This is a genomic window from Treponema sp. OMZ 788 (genome assembly GCF_024181245.1).
Taxonomy (GTDB): Bacteria; Spirochaetota; Spirochaetia; order Treponematales; family Treponemataceae; genus Treponema_B.
On sequence record NZ_CP051199.1, the window covers coordinates 2122938 to 2143492 of the forward strand.

Annotated in this window: 20 protein-coding genes and 4 pseudogenes; 9 read left to right on the plus strand and 15 right to left on the minus strand. The window is 37.1% G+C overall.

The annotated features are described in order from the left end of the window. Positions 1-53: 53 nt before the first annotated feature. The 5 genes and pseudogenes from rpsJ to E4O00_RS10605 all read right to left on the minus strand — a co-directional run bounded on the left by rpsJ (position 54) and on the right by E4O00_RS10605 (position 2963). A pseudogene (gene rpsJ, locus E4O00_RS10585) lies at positions 54-363 on the minus strand (30S ribosomal protein S10). Positions 364-424: 61 nt separating this feature from the next. Further along, positions 425-1613, minus strand: a pseudogene (gene tuf, locus E4O00_RS10590) (elongation factor Tu). A gap of 493 nt (positions 1614-2106) precedes the next feature. Next, on the minus strand, positions 2107-2415 hold the full coding sequence (locus E4O00_RS10595; RefSeq protein ID WP_253677333.1) for a PD-(D/E)XK nuclease domain-containing protein: 309 nt from the start codon (positions 2413-2415) through the stop codon (positions 2107-2109). Beyond that, positions 2412-2735 carry a hypothetical protein gene (locus E4O00_RS10600; protein ID WP_253677334.1) on the minus strand — a complete coding sequence of 108 codons (324 nt, stop codon included), beginning with the start codon at positions 2733-2735 and terminating at the stop codon, positions 2412-2414. Before E4O00_RS10600 ends, E4O00_RS10595 begins: the two co-directional genes overlap by 4 nt. Before the next feature lie 69 nt (positions 2736-2804). After that, on the minus strand, positions 2805-2963 hold the full coding sequence (locus E4O00_RS10605) for an AAA family ATPase (protein ID WP_253677335.1): 159 nt from the start codon (positions 2961-2963) through the stop codon (positions 2805-2807). Positions 2964-3121: 158 nt separating this feature from the next. Here E4O00_RS10605 and E4O00_RS10610 point away from each other — a divergent pair, with 158 nt between their 5' ends. From E4O00_RS10610 to E4O00_RS10625, 4 genes are all read left to right on the plus strand, one after another. Continuing rightward, positions 3122-3841 carry a Na+/H+ antiporter NhaC family protein gene (locus tag E4O00_RS10610; protein ID WP_253677336.1) on the plus strand — a complete coding sequence of 240 codons (720 nt, stop codon included), beginning with the start codon at positions 3122-3124 and terminating at the stop codon, positions 3839-3841. Further along, positions 3750-4598 (plus strand): Na+/H+ antiporter NhaC family protein, encoded by an 849-nt coding sequence (locus E4O00_RS10615; RefSeq protein WP_253677337.1) that lies wholly within the window; start codon positions 3750-3752, stop codon positions 4596-4598. Before E4O00_RS10610 ends, E4O00_RS10615 begins: the two co-directional genes overlap by 92 nt. Before the next feature lie 141 nt (positions 4599-4739). Then, positions 4740-5231: a hypothetical protein gene (locus E4O00_RS10620; RefSeq protein WP_253677338.1), complete on the plus strand. Its 492-nt coding sequence runs from the start codon at positions 4740-4742 to the stop codon at positions 5229-5231. Positions 5232-5336: 105 nt separating this feature from the next. Next, positions 5337-5807, plus strand: coding sequence for a GNAT family N-acetyltransferase (locus E4O00_RS10625; protein ID WP_253677339.1), 471 nt, complete (start codon positions 5337-5339; stop codon positions 5805-5807). Between the two features lie 127 nt (positions 5808-5934). Here E4O00_RS10625 and E4O00_RS14005 read toward each other — a convergent pair whose 3' ends face one another. The 7 genes and pseudogenes from E4O00_RS14005 to trxB form a co-directional block, all read right to left on the minus strand. Beyond that, complete coding sequence (locus tag E4O00_RS14005) at positions 5935-6063, minus strand: hypothetical protein (protein ID WP_256483910.1); 129 nt, start codon at positions 6061-6063, stop codon at positions 5935-5937. Positions 6064-6169: 106 nt separating this feature from the next. Further along, positions 6170-6541, minus strand: coding sequence for a hypothetical protein (locus E4O00_RS10630; RefSeq protein ID WP_253677340.1), 372 nt, complete (start codon positions 6539-6541; stop codon positions 6170-6172). Beyond that, positions 6525-7163: a hypothetical protein gene (locus tag E4O00_RS10635; RefSeq protein WP_253677341.1), complete on the minus strand. Its 639-nt coding sequence runs from the start codon at positions 7161-7163 to the stop codon at positions 6525-6527. The genes E4O00_RS10630 and E4O00_RS10635 overlap by 17 nt, the downstream gene beginning before the upstream one ends. A 17-nt stretch (positions 7164-7180) precedes the next feature. Beyond that, positions 7181-9010: a S1 family peptidase gene (locus E4O00_RS10640; RefSeq protein WP_253677342.1), complete on the minus strand. Its 1830-nt coding sequence runs from the start codon at positions 9008-9010 to the stop codon at positions 7181-7183. Between the two features lie 134 nt (positions 9011-9144). Beyond that, a complete protein-coding gene (gene grdA, locus E4O00_RS10645; RefSeq protein WP_253677343.1) occupies positions 9145-9618 on the minus strand; it encodes a glycine/sarcosine/betaine reductase complex selenoprotein A in 474 nt (157 codons plus the stop codon). Between the two features lie 125 nt (positions 9619-9743). Beyond that, complete coding sequence (locus E4O00_RS10650; protein WP_253677344.1) at positions 9744-10061, minus strand: thioredoxin TrxA; 318 nt, start codon at positions 10059-10061, stop codon at positions 9744-9746. Between the two features lie 11 nt (positions 10062-10072). Further along, positions 10073-11027 (minus strand): annotated as a pseudogene (trxB, locus tag E4O00_RS14315) (thioredoxin-disulfide reductase). Positions 11028-11220: 193 nt separating this feature from the next. Here trxB and E4O00_RS10665 point away from each other — a divergent pair. The 5 genes and pseudogenes from E4O00_RS10665 (at position 11221) to holA (ending at position 17140) form a co-directional block, all read left to right on the plus strand. After that, on the plus strand, positions 11221-12537 hold the full coding sequence (locus E4O00_RS10665) for a hypothetical protein (protein ID WP_253677347.1): 1317 nt from the start codon (positions 11221-11223) through the stop codon (positions 12535-12537). 16 nt (positions 12538-12553) lie between these two features. Then, positions 12554-13864: a hypothetical protein gene (locus E4O00_RS10670; protein WP_253677348.1), complete on the plus strand. Its 1311-nt coding sequence runs from the start codon at positions 12554-12556 to the stop codon at positions 13862-13864. 60 nt (positions 13865-13924) lie between these two features. Continuing rightward, a complete protein-coding gene (locus E4O00_RS10675) occupies positions 13925-14581 on the plus strand; it encodes a hypothetical protein (RefSeq protein ID WP_253677349.1) in 657 nt (218 codons plus the stop codon). A 74-nt stretch (positions 14582-14655) separates the two neighbouring features. Then, positions 14656-16054, plus strand: a pseudogene (locus E4O00_RS10680) (hypothetical protein). A 69-nt stretch (positions 16055-16123) separates the two neighbouring features. Next, the gene (holA, locus tag E4O00_RS10685; RefSeq protein WP_253677350.1) at positions 16124-17140 is read left to right on the plus strand and encodes a DNA polymerase III subunit delta; all 1017 of its coding nucleotides are present in this window, start codon (positions 16124-16126) and stop codon (positions 17138-17140) included. A 7-nt stretch (positions 17141-17147) separates the two neighbouring features. Here holA and E4O00_RS10690 read toward each other — a convergent pair whose 3' ends face one another. From E4O00_RS10690 to E4O00_RS10700, 3 genes are read right to left on the minus strand one after another with little or no spacing between them, the layout of a single operon-like run. Next, positions 17148-17993, minus strand: a complete 846-nt coding sequence (locus E4O00_RS10690) for an FAD binding domain-containing protein (RefSeq protein WP_253677351.1) — start codon at positions 17991-17993, stop codon at positions 17148-17150. A 5-nt stretch (positions 17994-17998) separates the two neighbouring features. Next, positions 17999-18478: a (2Fe-2S)-binding protein gene (locus tag E4O00_RS10695; RefSeq protein ID WP_253677352.1), complete on the minus strand. Its 480-nt coding sequence runs from the start codon at positions 18476-18478 to the stop codon at positions 17999-18001. Beyond that, entirely contained in the window at positions 18468-20555 is a 2088-nt protein-coding gene (locus E4O00_RS10700) for a xanthine dehydrogenase family protein molybdopterin-binding subunit (RefSeq protein ID WP_253677353.1), read from the minus strand. The genes E4O00_RS10695 and E4O00_RS10700 overlap by 11 nt, the downstream gene beginning before the upstream one ends.

The following is a 20555-nucleotide window of genomic DNA, read 5'->3' on the forward strand; positions in this document are numbered from 1 at the left end:
TTCTCCTAAGGTACGCACCCCTGATTAAAGGCCGTCTACCATTTGATTAAATCTTATTGTTTAATTTCTACATCAACACCGGCTGAAAGTTCCAATGCCAATAAGGCGTTCATAACTTCTGCCGAAGGTTCGATAATATCGATTAACCTTTTGTGCGTTCGCATTTCAAACTGCTCACGTGATTTTTTTATTTACGTGGGGTGAGCGAAGCACTGTAAACTTGTTAATCCGAGTGGGAAGCGGGATAGGACCGCAAACCTTTGCACCTGCTTTTTGAACAGCCTGTACAATAGCCTTTGAACTCTGATCAACCAATTCTACATCGAATCCGCGAAGCTTTACGCGAATCTTTTCCTTTGTCATCATTCCCTCCGAAGAGATGCAAACGGCACTTGCAAAATACAAGCACCGTTTTTTGCATCATTTATTCGATAACTTCAGTTACCTGACCCGAAGCAATAGTTCGTCCGCCTTCGCGAATAGCGAGTTTAAGACCTTGATCCATAGCTATGGGGTGAATAAGTTCACCGATAATCTTTGTATTATCGCCGGGCTTAACCATGTCTGTTCCTTCAGGAAGGTTTACAGTTCCTGTGATATCGGTTGTTCTGAAATAGAACTGAGGTCTGTAACCTGAGAAGAAAGGACTGTGCCGTCCGCCTTCCTCTTTTGAAAGAACATAAATCTGAGCTTCAAATTTGGTGTGAGGATGGATTGAACCGGGCTTAGCGAGAACCTGTCCGCGTTCAACTTCCTTCTTTTCAATACCTCTCAAGAGAAGACCTACGTTGTCTCCGGCTTCTCCCTGATCAAGAAGCTTGTTGAACATTTCGATACCCGTAACAACAGTCTTCTTTGTGGGGCGGATACCGACGATTTCAACTTCTTCGTTCATCTTGATAACACCGCGTTCGATTCTTCCTGTAACAACTGTTCCTCGACCCTGAATTGTGAAGATGTCTTCAATGGGGAGAAGGAAGGGTTTTTCGGCATCTCGAACAGGATCCTGGAAGTAGCTGTCCATTGTCTGGAGCAATTCTTCGATACAGGCTGTATCTTCGGCAGGAGCGCCTTCCTGAAGAGCTTTAAAAGCAGAACCCTTAATAATGGGAGTATCTTCAGGGAAACCGTAAGAGGTCAAGGTCTCTCTAACTTCTTCTTCTACCAATTCTACAAGTTCGGGATCATCAACAAGGTCAACCTTATTAAGGAAGACGATAATTGAGGGTACACCTACCTGTCGAGCAAGAAGCAAGTGCTCTTTTGTTTGAGGCATAACCGAGTCCGGAGCGGAAACTACGAGAACACCGCCGTCCATCTGGGCAGCGCCTGTGATCATGTTCTTAACATAGTCAGCGTGGCCGGGGCAGTCGATGTGTGCATAGTGTCTCTTATCGGACTGATATTCCAAGTGTCGGGTATTGATAGTGATACCGCGCGCTTTTTTCTTCCGGAGCATTGTCGATCTCGTCATATTTTAGAAGCTTATCACCGTACTTCTTTGCACAATACGTAGTGATCGCTGCCGAAAGAGTGGTCTTACCATGGTCAACGTGACCGATGGTACCAACATTCATGTGAACTTTCGTTCTGTTAAATTTTTCCTTTGCCATGAGATCCTCCTAAAAGACGTAGGCAAGTCTAATATTTCCCGCATTAAAAATGACGAGATTAAAAAGTCAACCGGTCTTTCGTAACCGAAAAACAAGCTTAACAAAGAAACAAACCGGAGAAACATAAGACAGTGATTAAAATCAGATAAGATTTAAGCATTTTCTATATCTTTTATAGAAAGAAAAACGCTTTTTATCCACCGCCCATAGGTTTTCGGACAGCATTCGGACCCACCTGATCACCTTTAAACCGTAACTCCGATGACTGGTTTGGCATCCTGCGAAGTTTTAAAGATTTCTTTCCTTAATTTGCTTAAATAAGGACGGCATCCGCCTGCCTAAAAGGCTTTACGGCAATGCAAAACTTCTAAAGAATACCGATTTAAAGCCCTTTTTTCGGCCTTAAATCATCATTTCAATATCAGCGTTTTTTATACCATAAAGAAGAAAAAATGTCAATAGGAAAATTGGTTTGTTTATTATAAAAACGAGTCTATAAATTGCAAGATTCCCAAGTACCGGAGGTTTCTTCATCAATGCCGTCGCCAAAAACCGCACCGATGAGAACTATCTTTTTACCGCTCGTCTTGTAGGGCTCAGCATATCCTTTTTCTTTTATTTGTTGGATAGCTTCTTTGGGTGTGCCGGAACTCATAAGCTTAAACTCAAAGATGTAGACTGTATCATCCGTGTGCACCAAACAGTCAGCCATTCCCTTTGAACTTACAATCTCAGTTTGAACAAACTGCCCCATGAGGCTAAAGATGATATAAAAGGCTATCTGGTAATCTCTTTCTCTCATCTGCATATTTTCTTTTGAGGCAAGGCTGTAAGTAAGGCCGGCACAAGATTATCTAAAAAGCCGTATTTTACCTCGTCATTCGGAAAACCTAATTTGTAAAGCTGAAATTCCTTGTCATATTCTTTTAATGCAAGATAACCCGATTGGAACAAAATAGGAACAGGGTTATTCATATCCGGGCGATAGTCTTGTAAGGCATGCTCATCCATTTCGGCATTTTCTAAAAGACTGAACGGATTATACACATTTACAAAGCTTTCTGAAAAATGATAGCCGCCGTATTTTTGTTTTAGCTTTGTGAGGGTCTCAGGCTCGGTCAAATTTTGAGCCTTGCCAAGTTAAATTATTTCAGGCCGAAAAACTTCTTCCATTTCTTTTTGGGTGATACCTCAGACGGCATCGTATTCGGGGAGCATACTGATATCCCGCAAATTATTTAAAGAAGCAAGCTGAGCAACGTATGAGGTCTTATCTACATACAAAAAATTTTTTACTCTTAAATCTTCAAAACTTTGAATACCTATAGGGATTTTCCGTATATCCGTCATTTCCTGCCTCCTTAATTTAGAGGAAGATATTTTTACAACTTATCTTTTCAACCGTCTTTAAACCTAAGACGGAACCCCATATCTTTTAACTCAACCTATACACTTTTTTTTACTAATGTGATAGACTGACACCCTTATTTCACATAAAAGGAGACTTTATGCGCGCTTTTTTTAAGCTCACTCCGGTCTTATTGCTTGCAGGCTTGATGATGATTTCGAATATTGAGTCATTTTCGACTGCTTTGGGATTTAAACTGGACATTTTAATCATAGCCCCTATTGCCGTAATCTATGCCTCCATCGTTGCTATGATAACCGAAAAATTCAAATTCAACGATATCTTAAACTCTGCCGTAGACAATGTTAAAGAAATGCAGTTGGTTTTCTTTATCCTCATGTTTGCCTATGCCATGGCAGATGCCTTTATGTCTACAGGGGTCGGAGCCTCGATTATTACCTTGAGCCTAAACATAGGTATATCGGCAAGAACCGTAGCCCTTGTTGCCTTTTTGGTTTCGTCAGTATTGTCGGTTGCTACAGGAACATCATGGGGAACCTTCGCCGCCTGTGCCCCGATTTTCTTGTGGATGACCCATATTTTAAGCGGAAACATGGTTTTAAGCATTGCAGCCATTGCAGGCGGCTCCTGCTTCGGCGATAACCTCGGTCTTATCTCGGACACAACAGTCGTAAGCTCAGGTATTCACAGGGTTGAGGTTACCCACCGTATGAAAAAATCAGGGGCTTTGGTCTTTAATGTGTTTGGTGCTTGCAGGCGGCCTATTTTTGATTGCAGGCTTGAGCCTCCCCGGAGATGCCGTAAGCCCGCAAAAAGCAATCGAGGCTATTCCCCAAGACGTTTGGGAAAAGCTGGCTGAAGAAAAACCTGTTGCAGTCGACCTCCTTCATCAGGTACAGCACGGAGTTCCGGCTTACATGGTAATACCTCTCATCCTGGTTATAGGAATTGCCTTAAAAGGCTACTCTACCCTCCTTTGCTTGGGAGCAGGTATAGTTTCATGCTTTATCTTAGGACGCTTTGCAGGAACAGTCTCAGGCCTCCTCGCCTTTTTTGACATAGTGTATAACGGCTTTGTGGGAGCCGGCTCATGGGTTATCATAATGATGATGTGGGTTGCAGCCTTCGGCGGCATAATGTCGAAGATGGATGCCTTCAGGCCCCTTTCAAACCTTGCCGTAAAACTTTCCCGAAACGTAAGACAGCTAATGTTCTGGAACGGCATCATCTCTTTGTTAGGAAACGCAGCCCTTGCCGACGAGATGGCTCAAATAGTTACGGTAGGCCCGATAATCAGAGACATTACGGAAGAAAATGTAGAAGGAGACGAAAAAGACCTTTATTCTTTAAAATTGAGAAACGCAACCTTCTCCTCTGCCCTCGGCATCTTCGGCTCACAGCTGATTCCTTGGCATGTTTATTTAAGCTTTTTTATCGGTATCGCAGGCACGGTATATCCTCTTTACCAATTCAGCCAAACCCAGATAATACAGTATAACTTTATGGCCCATATTTCGGTTGCAACTATTTTATTGTTTACCCTCTTCGGAATAGACAGAATCTTCCCCAAATTCGGAATCGCAAGCGAACCTAAGGTAAGGTTGAAGAAAAAATAAGAACAAACAAAAAGCTGCATTGTGAAAAAGCACCGTGCAGCTTTTTTACTTTCCGTCTATCATTGCTTAAATAAACCTGATTTTTTGTGCTTGCATAACTACAATCGTAAAAACCGACAATTTAGAATTTATGGAGGAGAAATGAGTTTTTTATTTGATGAATTTAAGACTATTTGTTTACATTTAAATAAAGCCGGAATCACACCTACACTAATGGGTTCTTTAGGATTAGAATTTATATCAAAAGAAGATTGGGAGCCGTCAGATATTGATATTCATGTTCCGGGCGATCCAAGAGGATGGGAAGCTCCTGACGAACTTAGAATTTATAATTGGGACAAAATAATGGCGGTTATGAAAGAATTAGGATATAATTTAATAGATGTTCATGAGCATGAATTTCAAAAAACCGGAGTGAGCGTAGAATACGGCACAATTGATGCATTGTATGATTTTGCAGGTATTTATGAATCGGATATAGAACTTATTCAACTAGACGGAATAAAGTTTCGTGTACCAAGTCTAAAACAGTTTTTAGGTATTTATGAAGCATCATCAAAAGATTCATATAGAAACGATAATAATAACAATAAAGACTTCAAGAAGATTTGTTGGCTAAATAGTCATTTATAATTTTTAGTTTACCGCAGGAAAATTGGGCTAAAAGAATATGGTTTTGGTTAAAAAGATCTTGACAAGTTATAAAAACAAAAATCAGACCCTAAGTCGGAGGCTGACATGAATTACAAAATAAGAGAATTAAAACAAAATGAAATTAAACTTTTGGATACATTCTTATATGAAGCTATTTTTATTCCCGAAGGAGTACAAGCACCATCCAAAGATATTATAAAACATCCCGATTTACAAATATATGTTTCAGATTTTGGTAAGAAGGATGATCTCTGTTATGTTGCAGAAGTCGAAGGAAAGGTGGTAGGAGCGGTATGGACTCGTATAATAAATGATTACGGCCATGTTGATGATAAAACGCCATCCCTTTCAATTTCACTTCTCAAGGAATATAGAAATATGGGTATTGGAACAGAACTTATAAAACAAATTCTTTTGACTTTAAAAGAAAAAGAATATAAGCAAGTTTCATTATCGGTTCAAAAGATAAACTATGCAGTTCGGATGTATAAAAAGCTAGGTTTTGAAGTTGTTCAGGAAAATAAAGAAGATTATATTATGATTTGTAAACTTTGATTTTATAGATCCTTTTGATGAATTTTATGCTTAAAACACGTATTATTTTTGATTGTTATCACAAACAAAAAAAGCTGCATTGTGAAAATCACAGTGCAGCTTTATTCAATTAAATATTATAGTAAAACTATTTAATATCAATGGCGGTCATGGCAGCACGGACAAGCTCCGCATCCTTGCCGTATCGCTTTTTTATTATGGGTACTACTCCAGCATAGTTATCTTGCTTTTTAACATCGGTAATTTCATAATTCATACCTCCGCTTCGTTTGTACTCCAGATGACCCAAATAATAATATTTGAACTCAGGCTGTACTTTTATCTTTACACCGAAAGGTAAGAAGAAACGAAAGGCAGTGCCCTTAAAAAAAGTTATATGTGCAAAAATTTAAAGCTATCTCACCGGATCTCGAAACCGGAACTTTTACCGAAATAAGATCTTCAACATCAGCTACAGCAGTAGGTTTATCAAATTTCTCGTCTCCTTCACAATATAAAGATATTGAATCACCGGGATCATTATTGACGGGTCTGCCTGTCTCATTGATTATCAAATCGGATAGAGGCATGGACGGTATACTAAGATATTGTTTAAAAAATTCTCTATTAACCGACGGCCGAATATCTACCGAAAAAACTAAAACAACCTCATTTCGCCCAGGTTTTGAATAGTTTTGTGCAAAAACTGCAACACTTAACAAAAAAATAAATATTATACTACTTGCTTTTTTCATTTTGAAGCTCCTTAATTCTGTTTTCGATAACTGTTTCCCAAGAAGTACCTTTGTAATACTCTTTAATTTCCTCTAACGCAGAAAGTTCATTTTTAGGCGAATCTTTTGCCGTATCCTTTTTATATCCCGATCTTGTACGTATATAAGATCCTATATATTGGAGCCCCGGCTTTTTACATGAAAACCACAGAGTACTTGATTCAGGCAAGCCTAAAAATGACCAGAATTGGTAAACATTCGTATGTGTATAATTTCCATAAAACCTCATTATAGAATAGTGTGAAAACATTAGTCTTAAACTTATTCCCTGCTCCATCGGATAAAACGACATAACGGAACCTTTAAAATAAATTGGTAAAAAAAGCAAAGGTTCTTTTTCAGGATTCATCTGAACATACTCCTGATAATCCTTAGCCGTATTATTAACCGGTAAATGCAATGGGGCCTCTTCAACATCCATATGCCCGAACATCAGTGTATGAGTTTCAGGCGGCCCGAATTCTTTTTTATTCAATGTCTTTCCGTTAACATAGCCCCCCACACTGGAGCATGAAGAAAAGAGAACCAAAGATAAAGTCAACCATAACAAAATGTATTTTTTGTTTAGCTTAAATTTTATCATAAAAACCTCCGTAAAATTTAAAATGAATATCCTACACTTATGCCAAATCCATTTAAGAATAGGCGTGTATCTTCGATATTTGCATATCTTCCAAGGTATGCCGCCCCAAGCATCAGTTTTTTACCTCGTATATCAAAAATAAATCTAACTCCTGAAGAAAGTCTTGCATGAAAACTAAAAAAGCCAGGCATGATAAAAGGAGAACCAAAGCCTCCTCCTGCCTGTATATAAGGCATTATAGTAACCTTGTCATTTACTGAAATAGGAAGATTGGGTTCAATAAATGCTAAAACTGAATATGAAACTGCATCAAAAATTTTAAAGCTGGTTGAAAAAATATCGTCACTATCAAACCTATTTGTTTTTTTTCTGGTAGTAATGGGGCGCTGATTTACATTAATCATAGCTCCATAACCAAAAAATCTATAATTGAAAATTGCACCAATAGTTCCGCCCGACGAAAAGCCATATGGTGTAGGCAGTCCGTTGTATTCAAAAAAAACGATTGCTTTATACGGAGATGCAAAAATCATGTTTGTAGACTTTTTCGATTTTTTTTCTTTAATCTTAGTCTTTTCCTGTTTATTTTTAGAAGACTCGGCAACTTTCTCATCAGAAAGCTCATTATTTAGTGAAAAATCAGCTATCTTCCAGTTTTTATTTTCAATTATCCACAATGAATATAACTTATCTGAGTTATTATTTTTAAATACTATATATTTTCCTCCGGCATTTTGTGAATCGGACTTATTTTCTACCGAAGAAAAGGTTTTATAATCATTCATATCTCTTTCAAGGTTATACGCAATTGCAAATTTTAGTGAATCAATAGGAAAGGAAAATATCATTCTTTCAATAATAGTATCACGCACATAGGTAGGAGCTCTGAGAAGGGCATCTTTTAGCATACCCAATCCGTTTTTTTTGGCATAGTCAGTGCTTATAAGCGAAGCAAGAGCGTAGATCCTTTTTAGTCTATCCTCAGTTTCTTTTTCATCGGCAAGAGCTTCTTGCGGATAAGAAGCTTGTTTTAAAAAGACAGCTTCCGCATTTTTTAACATTTTTTCGCTTTGGACACTGTTTAAGTCGGCAAAGCCCAATTTAAAAAATGAATTTACAGTAGAATAAGGAATTGCAAAGTTTGTCGTTTCACGTCTGCGGGCTTTTGACTTATTTACGCCAATAACTGCATATTCTTCTGAAGCATTTTTTGATACCACCAAAAGAGGACCGCCGGAATTGCCGGCATCTATCGGAGCCGAATGCTGTAAAAAAAAGCTATCCTTGGGATAAAGAGGATCATCAAATTTTATTTTTTTATTAGTTAATGTCCCTTTTCCTAATTGCCATGACGGTTTACCGCCTAAAGCCGGATAACCGGCAGACCATACATCTATACCTTCACGCAAATCAGCCTTATAAAGACTTAATCCTTTCGTTATACCTGCATCTGCAGGAATTTCCGCAATAGCAAGATCATCTTCAGCACTGCTTGCAATAATCTTACAGTTTTCAACTTTTTTTATAGTTTTACCATCAGCATCCATCATTTCTATAGAAACGGAGTCGGCATATGCACAAACATGATTGTTTGTAACAACATAGCTTTTTCCGTTAAAGATATAAATAAAACCGGATCCGAATGAGTTATCTTTTTCAACTCTTAACTTAAATACTTCTGCAAAATCTGCATAACCCATATCTTCTAGGGCATCTGCAGCTTCATTTACACAATCAACAATATCTTCCTTGTAGTTAGGCCTTACAACGCAAACATAATCTCTCAAATCAGCAAAACACAAAAAATTTAAAATAAAAAAGCAAAGAAATATAAATATCTTTTTCACACTTAACCTCCAAGAAAAAAAGCGGTGGGCTGCAAAAATGAACCACTTGAATAATGGTTTCATTCTTGTATAACCGCACCGCTGACTAACACGAAAGAAGCCTATGGTTTAAAACGCATAAGCTCCGAAAGGCATTACAGGAATTTGCAGCCTTTATTTCGGTATTCCGAAATTTCCGCGATAATAGCATCGACGTCCATAACCATTTCCATCATGCTTACCTGCTCTTCATAGACCGCAGGGTCTATTTGGCTCTTAATTTCCGGTTCTGCCACGTGATAGCACAAGAGTCCCAACGAGACTCCAGCCAACGGACCTGCAAAAGTCGGGTCGCCTACTGTAACAGTTTCGCAGGCTAAACCTGAAGATTCGGCTTCTGCACCGCCCAAAAGAACGATTACGTTCTCAGGACCGTATTTTTCAGCTAAATCTTTGACTCGCTTTTGGTTTTCCAAGTCCATTGCTCCTGCGCTTGTTCAGACAAAGCATTCGGTTGCAGCATATACAACCTCAGCACCTGCCGATTCTGCACAGAGCTTAATAGCCTCCCCGGGAACGCCGTCTCGGTCACCAATGATGATGACTTTTTTGGTTTTCAATTCAACCATAGCATCCTCCTAGGATAAAATTTGTTGAGGCAGGAAGAACCTGCCCACGGTTTATTAAACCGTATCTTCAAAAAACCGTCAAAAGATTTATTATCTTTTTTCCGGCTTAAAAGATTAGAAGTAAATTAGATGTATTTTTTTACCATCTCTTCGATTTGATCGATGGTTAAGTCGCTTCCGGTAACGCTGTCTTTTCTCTCGCCGTCAACATAGATGAGCATTGTAGGAAGACCTAAAACCTGCTCTTTCATGGCAACGCGTCTTGCACCGTCAATATTGAATGAGCAAAACTTAGCTTTTCCTGCATGGCGTTCTGCCATTGCATGAACATCAGGCATTAATTGTTTACAAGGGACGCATCCGTCCGACCAAAAATCTACAAAGGTTACACCCTTTGACTGATGAACTTCTTGTTCAAAATTTTCTTTTGTCAATTCAATCATTTTGTTTCTCCTTATTTGTTCATAGCCATTTTGGCTTTGATATCATCGATATAGTGGCCTGCCCAGATACCGGCAAGAGCACCGTCGGCTGCGGCTGTAACAACCTGGCGTGATTCTTTTTGAATAACGTCGCCTACACCGTAAATACCGGGAACGTTTGTTTCCATCTTTCCGTTTGTAAGAATATAACCATTTTCATCGAGGTCTACCAAACCTTGAATAAAGGCTGTCTGAGGATTGTGTCCGATAAATACGAATACGCCTTCAGTATCGAATTTGGAGGTTTCACCTGTTTTCGTATCTTTTAAGATAACGCTGTCTACAAGACCTTCCCCGCAAACTTCTTCAACAACAGCATTCCACTTAAAGGCCATCTTGGGATTGGCAAAGGCTTTGTCCTGAATGGATTTTGCAGCTCTAAGCTCATCTCTTCGGTGAACGATAGTTACCTTGTCGGCAAACTTTGTAAGGTACATAGCTTCTTCAACAGCAGAGTCGCCGCCGCCGATAACTACGATTTCGCATTCTTCAAAGAATGCACCGTCACATGTTGCACAGTATGAAACACCCTTGCCCCAGTGTTCTTTTTTCACCCTTACATCCGAGCTCTCTGGCACTTGCACCGGTTGCAACAACAACAGCCAAGCATTCATACTTTACGCCGTCGCTTCCATGAACGATTCTTGTAGGTGAATTGGGAACAAGTTCGATTTTTTCGGCCCTTGCTCTTTTGAATTCAACACCGAATTTCTCTGCATGTTTTTGAAAGGCCTCGGTCAGAGCAGGTCCTGAAGATTCAGGGAAACCGGGATAGTTTTCGATTTCTTCAGTGATATAGCACTGTCCGCCTTGATTGGGTTTTTCTTCAAGAATAACCGTCTTTAACTTTGAACGGGCTGCATAAATTCCTGCGGCCATACCGCCGGGACCGCCTCCAATTATAACCAAATCATATTTTTCTGACATAAAGTCCTCCTAAATATTTCAGTATAACTATATCAGTTTTTTTTATTTTAATCAAGATGTACATATAAACTATCACGGCTTACGCATCAGAGCCGTATTTGAACAGAAAGAAACAACCGCTTTACTTGAAAACACCTAATAAATGGTATATACTGCTCATAAGCCTAGGAGAAAGGCAAAGAATTCCGATAAAATGCAAAAAAAACTTATTTTGGCTGTTTTTATAATATTTTTTTTCTCAAGTCATTTTTACGCACAAAAAGTAAGCGAAAAAAAGGATATAGCCGTATTTACAACCTCCTATTACGGTTGGTATATTCCAAACGAGTTAATCGATATGATTGATGATTCGATTATGAATGTTTTTTTTAACATTGAAAGGTTTAATATAATAGGCTTAGAATACAGATTAGCTTCAAAGGATGTAGACACTTTTAACGAAATTATAAAACAAGCACGGGAAAGCGACACTCCTCTTCCTGAAGCTGTTTTGATGGGCCTTGAAGCCTTTACAAAAGAGGATTGGAAAAAAACGGTCAATTCCTATTATGTAGTAACCCCTATAATCAAAGATTATTCAATTCAACAAGGAACATTTAATCATATACTTTTTGGAGAAATAGAAGGATATAGGGTAAAACTTAATTTGCAATTCAATGTATATTCTTTAAAGGAAGACATAAACGAACAATTTGATATAGAAATAATTTCGACAGAGAGCTCCTATGACAAGGCTTGCACTTCAGCGCTTGCAGCCTTATCGAATCAACTTGATCTTGAGCTAAGAAAAAATAAGGCCTTTACCATAAAAACGGGCATAATCAAAACCGAAAAAAACACCGTTAATTTCGAGCTTGGAAAAAAAATGGGTGTGAAACTTGGAGATGAGTATGTTGTTTTAAACGAAGATGGGAAAAAAGAAACAGGCTTAATTGTTGTTACCAAAACTGAAAACGATTTTTCGGAAGGCTTAATACTTTATTCTAAAAAAACGTTAAATTTAGGAGATTCTATCAAGGAGGTACCTCACGGGCCCTTTGAATACAGAGCTTATGCCTTAGGCGAAATCGGTGTTTTTTCTATTGAAAAAGGACTATATGATACAGGAGCAACCTTCGGTCTTCATGTTTCAGGAACAAGAGGATTTTACCGATTTAGACCATGCTTTGGGGCCGAAATCACATTTGATTCTAGGAGCCCTAAAATTCTTGCTTTGGGAGCACCCTTAACAATATTTGGAGGCGCAGAAATAGGAAACACATACATTAACCGCTTACAAATCTTGCCTACCATTGAATTTTATTATACAATGATTGTATCAGGACTAAAAAAGACTATTCCGATTCCGGAAGGAGCAGGATTTAAAGCCTTTGTGCATACAAGCTTTCTTATAACAAAGAATTTTAAAATAGGAGGCGACATTGGCGTAAAACTTGGAACAACTTTTTTTGATGGAGTAAAAGGAGTCTTAAGATTTACCGCAGGGATCGGCTTCACAATTAAATTATAACTTTAGGAGATTTATAATGAAAAAAACATTACTTTTTTTGTTTTTATCGGCATCTTTTTTCTTTTTTTCGTGTGTTAGTCTTGAAGATGCATTAACATCGTATGGCGAAACAAGAGAATACACCTCAATGGGAGAAGATGTTTCTTTTTTGCAGGCAATAAATAAGGCAAAAATTGGCGCTATCCGTAAGGGAGTTATCGATATAATAGGTGCCGAATCGGAAAAATATAATTATGAGCTAATAAAAGAAAAGATTTACAATACGGAATATCCTAATGAATATGTAGTAAACGAAAAAATGGATGTTTTACAAAAATCAAAAAACGGAGATACATATATAGTTAAAATTACTATTCCCGTAAAAATGAATGAGGTTGCGGCAGCTCTTTCTTCATCAGGTATTTTTGCTCAAGGCCATTCAAGAAATACAAAAATGGATGACATAGTTTTTGGAGACAGACAAACTGAAGACAGTCTGAATGCCTCACAAAAAACTAAGGATGCAGAACTTATTTTAAAAGAAGCTCAGGCTTCGGCAGAAGGCAAAAAAAATCTTCAGTTTTTAAATAATTACATACAAAACATGACCTATATGGTTTTTGATTCTGAAGAATCGGATGCCGACAGATTTTTGCTTAAGGCAGCTGTAGAAACTTCAAACGCCTTTCTTTTAAAACAGGGATACAGGGCAGTAGATTCCAAAGAGGTTGAAAAACTAAAAAAAGATCAGGCTATTATATATCAGGAAAGCAGCAATGAAGGAATGTCGGCCATTCAGTTGATCGCCCAAAAGCTGAATGCAGATGTCTATATGGAAATTGATGCTGTAACAGAGGGCGGTTATGAACCAAACGGCTATTACGGTTCGGCAAAAATCACCTTAAAAATATTTAATCCTTCTACAGGTGAGTTGCTGGGGGCCGTTCCGTACACAAGCCAAAAAACTTTCAGCCGCGTAAGCAGCTATGATGCCCAATCTAATGCAATCCAATCGGCAGTAAACAAAGCTCTCCCCATGGCTATAGACCAAGCGAAAATCCTTTTGGCCAAAGCATACTCACGCGGTATAAGATATGAAATTATCATAAATGAAACGCCTGACAGTAAGAGTATGTCCCGCTTTAGAAAAGCTTTAAGCGAAAACTTAAACAATATAAAAACATTATATCAATCCCCGGCACAAACAAAATATGCCGTTTCATTTTTCGGAACAGTCGATGATCTTGAAGCCGTCATATATGATACGGCAGATTCTGTTTCGGGTTTTGAAAATATAAAACTGGTAATGCTAAGGGGTAAGACCTTAACATTTAAATCGGGCTTTTAAATTAGGCGTAGATTACGCCTGATTTTAAAAATATATTTGCATTATTTTAGGAGGCAAGATATGAAAAAAGCAATTAAATTTATGTTCCTTGCAGTATTTGCAGTTATAGCTCTAACCGGCTGTGCAAACAAATTAAAACCTCTTGGAACAATTTCGAGTAAGGTAAAAAAACCTGAGATGCTCGACCACAAAAATCTTAAATGGGATAAGCCTATCCCCGGTTGGGTCGCAGAAGAGCCGAGCGTTATCGAAAAAACCGATGACTATAAGGGAAAGGATGTTTATCTTTTTAAGTTTGATTCACCCAGATCAAAAAGCTTGGAGGGAGCCGAATTATGGACAAGAGATTTTTCGGTTGCTTCAGAAATGGCCAGAATGGTTAAGGTAAGGGTAGAAAGCAAGGCTGCTGCAGCTGCTGCCGGTGATAAGGATAAGATTGAAGGCTATCTTGAGGATATCGTTAAAACCGTAACTTCTACAAAACTTTCAGGCTTTAAAAAAGAAACCGATTATTGGGTTCAGATGAGATATTTTGATGCAGACGGAAAACCTACCGGAGACGATTTTACATATGTCGTATTATACAGCATCTCCAAAAAAAACTTGGATAAACTCATTCAGAACGCAATCAACGGAGCTGATGAGGATAAACCCAAGACAGAAGAAGAGAAGGTTGTAAGAGCAAGAGTAAAAGAAGCTCTTTCAGAAGGCCTATAAATCTTTTAAAATTACGGAAGAAAGAAATTTTTCTTTCTTCCGCTTATCGCCTAAAAATTATCTATCACAAAAATATGCATAAAAAAACACAGTTAATAAAAAAAATATTTTTAATTACCTTAATTTTGACGTTATTCTCTTGTGCAACTTATAAAAATACAAATCACGAACAGATTCCGGCTTGGATAGAAAAGGTTCCTGAAGGAGATGAAAATTACGAATACTTTACAGCTTCAGGAACAAATACAAATTTTACACTTGCAGAAATAGATGCAAAAAATAATCTTATAAATGAAATCATACGCTACTTAGGCGTATCAATAAAAACCGAAACTACAGCAACAGCCGTAGGCTCGGCCGGAAATATTGAAAAGATCTTAAAATCTGAAATCTCGCAGTCTTCTGCTGCTAATATAAAAAAATTAAAAATCAAAAACCTTTATACTCAAAAAAATACGGAAACCGTTACCGTTTATCTTTTGGCCGCATACGATAAACAAGAGCTCCGCAAAGAAAGAAACCGTTTAATAAAACTTGCAGAAGAAAAAATATTATCGGTAAGTGAACCCGAAAAAAAAGCTGATGATTTTTTTGCGAGCCGAAAATATTACTCTGCTGCCCTTTATTATGCTAAGACTGCCCATGCAGCATTGAGCTTAAAAATAGAAAACCATGAAATAAAATTCAAAAATAATATTTCCAAAACAAAAGAAAGCTTAAAAAAAATCAAACTTAATTTGCAAAAAGATGCTCTTGAAAATCCATCAAATGATTTTTTTAATACCCATTAATATAGGAATCGATGAAGAAGCCGTTCCCTTATTAGTAAGTTACAAGTCAAAGGTAAAAAATAACAGCTCGATAATAATTGAAAGAATCGAAACGGATAAAAACGGAGTTGCAAATTTTATTTTACATGACGAAAAAATCGATACCGCAAGCCGTATAAGAATCGAATTGGATATTTCCGAAATCAAACAAATATTCGGCTCAAAATATTTTGATGAATACAAAGAAGATATTAAGGAGCTTCAGCAAATTATTTTTAAGCAGGTAATAAATTTTGAATTTAAAAAAACAGAAAATAAAATAAAAAATGAAACCGAAAAAAAAGGAACAGTTTCGGTTTTTATCGAAGAGCCCTATAGTAAAACTGCAGCCGCTGAAGAAAAATTATCAAATATTTTGGAGGAGATGAATTTTAAAACCATATCGACAAAAGAAGAATCCTCATCAGCCGATTTTTTTATTCATGCAATAATAGAAAATGATGAGGTCTCAAAAATAGACGAAGGATTCTTGGTAAGGCTTAAGGCATCAATAGAAATAAAAAATTCCGGCACAAAAGAAACCCTTTATAAAAAAAACATAAGAAAAAGAGGTGCAGGCTTTACCGAAGGTGAAGCTCATAGATCGGCTTCAGTTGCTGTAGCAAAGGCAATAGCTCTCGCCTTCACTGAAATTATCGAATAGAGCTGCTGACAAAGCCTTTCATTTATTGTATACTGTTTTTGTAAATATGATTTTTTAGGGAGAAAAAAATTGGCAAATCCTGTTTGGCTTTTTATGGGACCCGAAATAGGGGAAAGAAACGCAGCTGTCGACACAGTATTAAAAACTATTTCAAAGCAATGCGGTGATATTGAAACTCATACCGTCTATGCAGGCGATACCGGAATGGGAGATATTATATCTCTCCTGCAAAACGCATCTCTTTTTTCTTCGGCAAAACTCCTTATATTAAAATCGGCAGAACTTATTAAAAAGAAAGAAGACATAGACCTTCTTACAGACTGGATTCAATCAGTTTCAAAAAAAGAAAACTCAAACGATTCTTTTTTAATTTTGATTTCCGATGAAACATCAGTTGCAAAAAAAATAAGCGATACAGTTCCTAAAACTCAACAAAAAATATTTTGGGAACTTTTTGAAAACAAAAAACAAGAATGGATAAGATCTTTTCTTTTTAGAGAAGGCATTGAAATTGAAGATGAAGCTGTAGATGAGCTTTTGGAATTAGTCGAGAACAATACTGATGCTTTAAAAACAGCCTGCTCTCATTTGGTGCTATACTTTCAAAAAGGTGCTCATCTTATGCAGGAAGATATTGAAAAGCTTTTTGCACACAATAAAGAAGAAACGCCTTTCAGTCTTTTTAATGCTCTAACAATGGGAAGTCTTGAAACAGCCTTGTCCATAAATCAAAAGATAATACTTTCAAAAAATTCTTCTCCGGTTCAGATTATTGCAGGATTAAGCTATTGTTTTAGGCGCTTACAAGACTGGCACAAAATACATCGGGATAACGAATACTTGGATGATTTTGCTTTAAAGCGTTTCGGCTTTTCAGGGAAAACAGCACTGGCTCAATACAGAAGAGCTGCAAAACTTTGGAATGAAACTCAATGCGTAAAAATAATTGCTCTTTTATCGGAAACGGATTTAGAACTGAGATCCTTAGGTACGGGGCTTCAAAACCTTGTTATGGATATGTGCTTATACGAAATAGCTTGCAAATCCGGAAATAAAATAGAGCAGTATACCTTGGATAATATTTAACAAATGTTTATGTCAACTTGTACAAAGTATCTTCAAGCAAATTATAAAAACAAGAATGATGAAACTCCGAAGAAAATTGCTCGGGAGTAAAAATTTGTTTTGCTTTTTGGATAATTACCGGAACCTCAGATTGAGAAAGAGGAAGATCTTTTCCCAACAGCAAGTTATCGAATTCCTTATTCCTTATAAGTTTATCCGATGCAAAAAACAGTCTCATATCGGATAATATATTTTTTTGAATGAGAATTAAAAACAAAAATGAAGCCGTATCGCTTCCTGTATATCCCGGAGTTCCGAGTCTTGTATAAAAACTCTTTGTCCATGTTTCGTTGGGAATTCTAATTCGGCTTATAATATATTTTTCTTGTCTTTTTTCGGTATAACTCTTATCAATGTATCTTGCAAAAGGAACCCATTCAATATCTTCAGCAGTTCTGATTTCCAATTTTGCATCAAGAGCAAGCATAGGTAAAAAAGTTCCGGCAAGAGGATTTGCCGTTGCGATGTTTCCTCCTATAGTTGCAAGAGAGCGTATGGCATTATTTGCAATTTTTTCTATAGAGTAATACAAGGCCGGAGGAATATTTTTTTTACCTAGATCCAAGATTTCATTTAATGTTACGGCAGCCCCGAATTCAAAGTAGCGTTCTGTTTTTGAAATAACTTTTAATTCGGGTAAAAAATTTAAATCCAAAATATGCTCAGGTAAATCGAGGATTTCGTCAGTCTGATGGTTTAAAAAACCTGTTGCACCTGCAATAGGTTTTATATTTGAAATATTTTTTAAAATGGTCTGCATTTCCTGCATATGATGAACGCGATAAACAATACTATTTTTTGTTAATTCAGTCATAAGTGCTATTTTCTCCGTTGATTTTTGCCTATTTTTTGAATAGCCGAAAATAAATCTTCAAAGCTTGTACACCGGCACATTGTACTCGAATAATATTTTCTTACAATCTCTTCGGCATCAGGAGCCTCAATATCTATATTTGAATTTAAAATTGCATATGTAAAAAATATCTTTCCAGCATCGCAAAAGCCGCACATTTCAACACCGGCTTGATCAAAGCCTGCTGCAATTATTTTATACTCTTCGGTTGTTTTAAAATATTCCAAGGTTATTATATTTTTTCCTTCAACATTAAAAACAGGAATAAAACATGCAGGCACCGGCTTATCGTTCATTAAAACAGTACAAGAACCGCATTGTCCGCTTAAGCATGAGCCTTTTAAACTTAAAAGATTAAACTCCCTTCTCAACACAGATAAAAGCCTTTCATTTGCAGGAGCATCAATTTGAACTGCTGTTTTATTTAAATTAAAACTAATCTTCATCTACAGCCTCACTTGTTGTAACGGCATTAAAAATATCTTCAGTAAAAACAGGTAAAAAATCTATCCGCTTATGATTGATCATAATTTGGTTTAGTGCAGAGATATATGCCGCAGGCACAAGACTTTCTGCCAAATCGCCAAGTCCGCGGGTTTTTAATTCGCTATCCAAAATGAAATCCCGTATAGGAGGAATCTCTCCCGTCGTAATGATTTTATAGTTGGAGGGAAGCAAATTATTTTCCCGAATATTTTCTACAGAAATATTTGAAACGGCATTTGCAATTGTCTTATGAATATTTCTATGAACCATTTTTTTAGAATATATTTTTCCCGGATCACAAGCAAACCAAATACCTCTTACATTAATTTGATAGGTACTCGGATCAAGTTCAAGTTCTATAACACAGGCACCGGGAGTTTCGGAAATAAAAGGATGTCCTGTTAATGTTTCGTTATCCCAATCTTTAGAGCGGGATAGCTTGTAGGTTCTGCTTACGGTAATAGGGAGGGGTTTTCGAAACCTTTGATTCTTTATTCCCGTACAGCATTTTGCAATAAGGTCAGGCAGGATGCTTATACCGCACGAAGCAGTTGCAGCTCCGGTAGGACTCATATCATCGGTTGAAGCTCCTAAAAAAACAATCTGATTATCTTCAACTTCAAGCTCTTTTGCAATTTGTTTTTTTAAAATACGCTTTAAACCATCTGATGTAGGTTCAGCCTTAACCAATACCTTATCGTCTTTTGTCAAAGTTATTTCTGCACTATAACTCATTCCCGATTTTACAAGAATGTGTAAACCGTTGTATTGACAACCGACGGCAATCCCAATACCCCTCCAGTTTCCGTCATAACGGTTCTTGCGGCTTTTATTCATCAATCTATAGGCATAAAATTTTCTATAAAAATCGCTTGTATTGCAAACAGCTTTTAAAATATTTTCAAAAACAAAATTTTCTTCTTTTTTGATTCCGGTAATTGTTTTTTGTCCCATCTTTAAATTATTTTGCAGCCTAAATTGAATCGGGCATAAATCAAGCTGATTTACTATCTCGGTAATATGCTTTTCCAATGCAGCTATTACATAAGAATCTCCCCAGCCTGAAAATAATCCCGTCAAACCTTTTTCGGTTTTTATTGCAACGGCACTAATCATATAAACAGGTACATGATAAATACCGGCCGCAGTTACAACCATCTGCTTAAGCATTTGTGTTATAAAAGGGTTGAATGAACCGGCATCCACAATTATCGAAACATCCATAGCTGTAATTTTTCCCAATTCGGAAACGGAAGTTTTATGCTGAATCATAACGACAGGAGTCTTCGCCGTGTATAGAAAATCTTCTTGACGTGAAAATTCAATCACTATATTTTTCTTTGTTAAAAAGGATGCTACGGAAACTTGTGCAGCAAGTAAAGCAGGAAACCAAATTCTTCCATCGAGAGATTCTGCTTCTGCATGTGAAATTATGTTTACTTTTTCTTTAGGCAAATTTAAAACATTACAAACTGAAGTTAAAACCTGATAAGGCCATTGAGTTGCAAGATGCACTTCGAGTCTGTCATCAACCCAATTTGTTTTGACGCAGGCAGTTTCAGCATGATAGTGATATCTTTGTTTAAAAGAAAAAGTAGAATAAACCACTTGTGAACTTTTTTCAAAAATTTCTTCCGCATTTCCCGAACTTAAACTTTCCCTAGAAACTATAGGATAATCAAAATAATTTTTTTCTTCTTCCTCAAATGTAAATTGGGCTTTGGGACGTGAAAGGCCCTGAGTTTTGATTTGAAAAAGATTTGAAAGCTCAAACAGCTTTTTTTTATCTGGGCCGGTTAAAATTCCAACAGCCTGTCCTGCATAATCTATTTTTTCATCGGCAAAAACAGGCATTTCAGTTTTTAAAAAGCTGATTGAATTTTTTCCCGCAATATCCTTTGCAGAAAAAAAAGAAAAACCTTCAGGTAAATCGGGAATTTCTATCTCTAAAATTTTACCATTTGCATCGGAAGAGCGTATAAGACAAGCCCATTCTTGATTTTCAAATTCCAAATCGGAAACAAAAATTTTATCCAT

Bases quoted from the DNA above. Each gene is read 5' to 3' on its own strand.
- E4O00_RS10595 (WP_253677333.1), bottom strand. From the start codon at position 2,415: ATGAGAGAAAGAGATTACCAGATAGCCTTTTATATCATCTTTAGCCTC.
- E4O00_RS10605 (WP_253677335.1), bottom strand. From the start codon at position 2,963: ATGACGGATATACGGAAAATCCCTATAGGTATTCAAAGTTTTGAAGAT.
- E4O00_RS10610 (WP_253677336.1), top strand. From the start codon at position 3,122: ATGCGCGCTTTTTTTAAGCTCACTCCGGTCTTATTGCTTGCAGGCTTG.
- E4O00_RS10620 (WP_253677338.1), top strand. From the start codon at position 4,740: ATGAGTTTTTTATTTGATGAATTTAAGACTATTTGTTTACATTTAAAT.
- E4O00_RS10625 (WP_253677339.1), top strand. From the start codon at position 5,337: ATGAATTACAAAATAAGAGAATTAAAACAAAATGAAATTAAACTTTTG.
- E4O00_RS14005 (WP_256483910.1), bottom strand. From the start codon at position 6,063: ATGAATTATGAAATTACCGATGTTAAAAAGCAAGATAACTATGCTGGA.
- E4O00_RS10630 (WP_253677340.1), bottom strand. From the start codon at position 6,541: ATGAAAAAAGCAAGTAGTATAATATTTATTTTTTTGTTAAGTGTTGCA.
- E4O00_RS10635 (WP_253677341.1), bottom strand. From the start codon at position 7,163: ATGATAAAATTTAAGCTAAACAAAAAATACATTTTGTTATGGTTGACT.
- E4O00_RS10650 (WP_253677344.1), bottom strand. From the start codon at position 10,061: ATGATTGAATTGACAAAAGAAAATTTTGAACAAGAAGTTCATCAGTCA.
- E4O00_RS10665 (WP_253677347.1), top strand. From the start codon at position 11,221: ATGCAAAAAAAACTTATTTTGGCTGTTTTTATAATATTTTTTTTCTCA.
- E4O00_RS10670 (WP_253677348.1), top strand. From the start codon at position 12,554: ATGAAAAAAACATTACTTTTTTTGTTTTTATCGGCATCTTTTTTCTTT.
- E4O00_RS10675 (WP_253677349.1), top strand. From the start codon at position 13,925: ATGAAAAAAGCAATTAAATTTATGTTCCTTGCAGTATTTGCAGTTATA.
- E4O00_RS10690 (WP_253677351.1), bottom strand. From the start codon at position 17,993: ATGACTGAATTAACAAAAAATAGTATTGTTTATCGCGTTCATCATATG.
- E4O00_RS10695 (WP_253677352.1), bottom strand. From the start codon at position 18,478: ATGAAGATTAGTTTTAATTTAAATAAAACAGCAGTTCAAATTGATGCT.
- E4O00_RS10700 (WP_253677353.1), bottom strand. From the start codon at position 20,555: ATGGATAAAATTTTTGTTTCCGATTTGGAATTTGAAAATCAAGAATGG.